Origin of the sequence: Methylobacterium sp. WL116 (genome assembly GCF_008039455.1) — a bacterium.
In the GTDB taxonomy this organism is placed as follows: Bacteria; Pseudomonadota; Alphaproteobacteria; order Rhizobiales; family Beijerinckiaceae; genus Methylobacterium.
In genome coordinates this window covers 1-4274 of the sequence record NZ_VRUV01000393.1, presented here as the reverse complement: position 1 = coordinate 4274, position 4274 = coordinate 1, and the positions used below count along the sequence as shown (strand labels likewise).

Here is a 4274-nt window from a genome sequence, read left to right as displayed (position 1 = left end):
GGACGGTGCGCTGCCGTCGCCGGCCTCCTGGCGCGCCGGGCGCCGACCCGTCCCGGCCCTGCGTCAGGACCTCGAAGGCCTCGGCGAGACCCTGTTCGCCTTCATGCGCGACGAGAGCTCGGCGGTGCTGACCCATCTCAGCGCGCTGAAGGACGCGCGCTCGCCGGCCGACGCGATCCGCCTGCAGGTCAACGAGATGCAGCGCGTCGCCGACGCCTCGCTCACCTGCTGGAGCGAACTCGCCCGCCGCGCGACGCGGATCGTCGGCCACCGCTGAGGCTGCCGCGCCGCCGTCCGCTCGCCAACGCGCGGATCCCGGCAAATCCGACGCGTCGTCGCGCCGAAGGCGAGCCCGGGAGCCAGGACCGCCGGTCGCGCCCCGATCGGTCTCGTCGGGGGGGGCGGATCCCGGGTTCTGTTGCGCAGCCCCGGGATGACGGAAAGGAGCCGGTTCGGTTGGCGCGCGGCATCCGTGCACGAGACCGCCGGCGGCGGAACGTCCCTGTCGCCTCCCGGTCACAGCCGCTGCCGGAATGGAGCTTGGCCGGAAACCTCCGGTTAACCATGTCGCTCCTATGCCGTATCGGAGGCTCGGGAGGCCGACCGATGCTGCGATCCGCGCGCCTGATCCGTTCCGCGATCCTGACGGCCGCCGTCGCGCTCGCCGCGATGCCCGCCTGCGCGCAGAACGGCGACCGGGCTCCGCCCGCGGTGGCGATCGCGGCCGACCTCGCCGCCTCGCCCGCGGGCACCAAGCTCACCCTCACCCTGTCGAAGCCGGTCGATGCCCGCGCCTTCGTGATGGAGCGCCCGGACCGGGCGGTGATCGACCTCGCCGAGGTCAACTTCCAGCTCGCGCCCGAGACCGGCCGCCGCCGCGAGGGCCTGGTGCAGTCGTTCCGCTACGGGCTGTTCGCGCCGGGGCGCTCGCGCATCGTCGTCGATCTCGCCGGCCCCGCCACCGTGGGGCGGATCGAGACCGCGACGCGCCCGCGCGACGGCGCCGTGATCCTCACCGTGCCGTTCCAGCGCGCCGACCGCGAGAGCTTCCGCAAGGCGGCCACCGCCGGCGACCTCGCCCCCGCGGCCGGCAAGGCCGTGGCGCCGGCCGAGCCCGCCGACCGGCGCCCGCTCATCGTGGTCGATGCCGGCCACGGCGGCATCGATCCCGGCGCGATCGCGGTCGGGGGCGTGTTCGAGAAGGACATCGTCTTCGGCTTCGCCCAGGCGCTGGTCGCCCGGCTCGAGGCCGGCGGCCGCTACCGGGTGGCGATGACCCGCGACCGCGACGTCTACGTGCCGCTGTCCGAGCGCGTGCGCATCGCCCGCGACGCCAAGGCCGACCTGTTCGTCTCGATCCACGCGGATTCGATCTCGTCGGCGCCGCAGGTGCGCGGCGCGACGATCTACACCGGCTCGGAGAAGGCGACCGACAGCGAATCTGCCAAGCTTGCCGAGCGCGAGAACAAGGCCGACGCCGCCGCCGGCGCCGAATCCGGCGACGGGCCGCCCGAGATCGCCGACATCCTGCAGGAGCTGACGCTGCGCGAGACCCGCGGCTTCTCGTCCGGCTTCGCCAAGACCCTGATGGGCCAGCTCGGGCCGGTGATGGAGATGAGCACGAAGCCGCACCGCGAGGCCGGCTTCAAGGTGCTGCGCTCGCCCGATGTGCCGAGCGTGCTGGTCGAGCTCGGCTACCTGTCGAGCCAGCGCGACCTCGACCTGCTGCAATCGGCCGAGTGGCGCGCCTCCGTCACCGGCTCGATGGCCAAGGCGATCGACCAGTTCTTCGGCAACCGGGCCAGCCTGGTCCGCCCGGTGGTGCCGAACCGCCGCTCGGCGGCAATCGCCCCAGTTTCACCATAGATCCGGTGTCGATACGGGGCACTCGAGACCCCGTCGCGCCGTCCATTCTTCGGTCATCGTCGGCGGGGATCTTCCAGGCTGCGGGCATGCCGGATCGGCGTGCGCCTCGCGGGCAGCCCCGACCCCCCTAGCCGAATGCGCTCCGCGCGCGGCCGAAGAAACCGACGGACGGGAAACCGGATGCGCCTCATCCTTCGCTTCTTCGGCTTCCTGTTCAGCGCCTTCGCGGTGCTGTTCGTGATCGCGGCCGCGGGCGGCGCGTTCTTCTACTGGAAATACAGCCAGGACCTGCCGGACCACGCCGTGCTCGCCAACTACGAGCCGCCGGTGATGACCCGCGTCCACGCCGCCGACGGCTCGCTGCTGGCCGAGTACGCCAAGGAGCGCCGGCTCTACCTGCCGATCCAGGCGATGCCGAAGATCATCGTCGCCGCCTTCCTCTCGGCCGAGGACAAGAACTTCTACAAGCACGGCGGCATCGACCCCGAGGGCATCGTGCGCGCGGCGCTGACCAACGCCAAGAGCGGCAAGCGGCAGGGCGCCTCGACCATCACCCAGCAGGTCGCGAAGAACTTCCTGCTCTCGAACGAGCAGACCTTCGACCGCAAGATCAAGGAAGCGCTGATCGCGCTGCGGATCGAGGCGACCTACTCCAAGGACAAGATCCTCGAGCTCTACCTCAACGAGATCTTCCTCGGCACGATCGTGCCGGGCCGCAACCTGCACGGCGTCGCCGCCGCGGCTCTGGATTATTTCGGCAAGTCGGTGCACGAGCTGACGATCAACGAGGCGGCCTACCTCGCCGCGCTGCCGAAGGGGCCGAACAACTACCACCCCTACCGCAAGACCCAGGCGGCGCTCGACCGCCGCAACGAGATCATCCGCCTGATGGCGGAGAACAACTACATCACCAAGGAGGAGGCGGACGCCGCCAAGAAGATGCCGCTCGGCGTCAACCCGCGCGTCGCCTTCCCGAACGCCGCCAACGCCAACTACTTCACCGAGGAGGTCCGCCGCGAGATCTCCGAGCGCTACGGCGAGAAGAAGCTCTACGAGGGCGGCCTGTCGGTGCGCACCACCCTCGACCCGAAGATGCAGGCCCTCGCGCGCAAGGCGCTGGTCGACGGCCTCGTGCGCTACGACCAGTCCCACGGCTGGCGCGGCCCTGTCACCAAGGTCGACCTGACCGGGCGCGACTGGGGCATGGCGGCGGCCGAGGTGAACGCGCTCGGCGACGTCGCGCCGTGGCGGCTCGCCGTGGTGCTCGGGCAAGGCGGCGGCGGCGTGCAGATCGGCCTGCAGCCCAAGCGCGAGGCCTCGGGCCAGGTCGCCAAGGACCGCGACACCGGCACGATCCCGCCGGACGGCATGCGCTGGGCCGGCCGCCCGAACCTCGCCGCCGGCGACATGATCTACGTCGAGGCGATGGATGGCGGCCGTGGCCAGTACCGCCTGCGCCAGAAGCCCGAGGTGTCCGGCGCCATCGTCGCGATGGACCCGAACACCGGCCGCGTGCACGCGATGGTCGGCGGCTTCTCCTACGACGAATCCGAGTTCAACCGCGCGACCCAGGCGATGCGCCAGCCCGGCTCGTCGTTCAAGCCGATCGTCTACTCGGCGGCCCTCGACAACGGCTACACCCCGTCCTCGATCGTGCAGGACTCGCCGATCACCATCGAGGCCGGCCCCGGCCAGGAGGCGTGGACGCCCTCGAACTACGACGGCAAGTCCGGTGGGCCGCACACCCTGCGCTACGGCATCGAGCACTCGAAGAACCTGATGACGGTTCGGCTCGCCAAGGACGTCGGCATGCCGCTGATCGCCGAGTACGCCCGCCGCTTCGGCGTCTACGACGACATGCTGCCGGTGCTGCCGATGTCGCTCGGCGCCGGCGAGACCACCGTCATGCGGATGGTCACCGCCTACTCGATGCTGGCCAATGGCGGCCGCCGCATCCGCCCGACCCTGATCGACCGGATCCAGGACCGCATCGGCGAGACGATCTACCGGCACGACAACCGCAAGTGCGTCGGCTGCGATGCCGAGAAGTGGTCCGGGCAGGACGAGCCGAAGCTGGTCGACGATTCCGAGCAGGTGCTCGACCCGCTGACCGCCTACCAGATGGTCTCGATCATGGAGGGCGTCGTGCAGCGCGGCACGGCGACGATCCTCAAGCAGATCGGCAAGCCGCTCGCCGGCAAGACCGGCACGACCAACGACGCCAAGGACGCGTGGTTCGTCGGCTTCTCGCCGGACCTCGCGGTCGGCATCTACATCGGCTTCGACAAGCCGCGCTCGCTCGGCGACCGCGCCACCGGCGGCGGCCTCGCCGCGCCGATCGCGCTCGACTTCCTCAAGGTCGCCCTCAAGGACAAGCCGCCGACCCCGTTCCGGGTGCCGCCGGGCAT

Annotated in this window: 2 protein-coding genes and 1 pseudogene; all 3 read left to right on the top strand. The window is 71.0% G+C overall.

Going from position 1 to position 4274, the window contains the following annotated elements:
• Positions 1 to 277, top strand: a pseudogene (locus tag FV223_RS30695) (Phasin); the annotation flags it as partial.
• 329 nt (positions 278 to 606) lie between these two features.
• A complete protein-coding gene (locus tag FV223_RS21185; protein WP_147728853.1) occupies positions 607 to 1866 on the top strand; it encodes an N-acetylmuramoyl-L-alanine amidase in 1260 nt (419 codons plus the stop codon).
• Between the two features lie 180 nt (positions 1867 to 2046).
• Positions 2047 to 4274 (top strand): penicillin-binding protein 1A (locus tag FV223_RS21180; RefSeq protein ID WP_147728852.1); only part of this gene is annotated, 2228 nt, incomplete at its 3' end.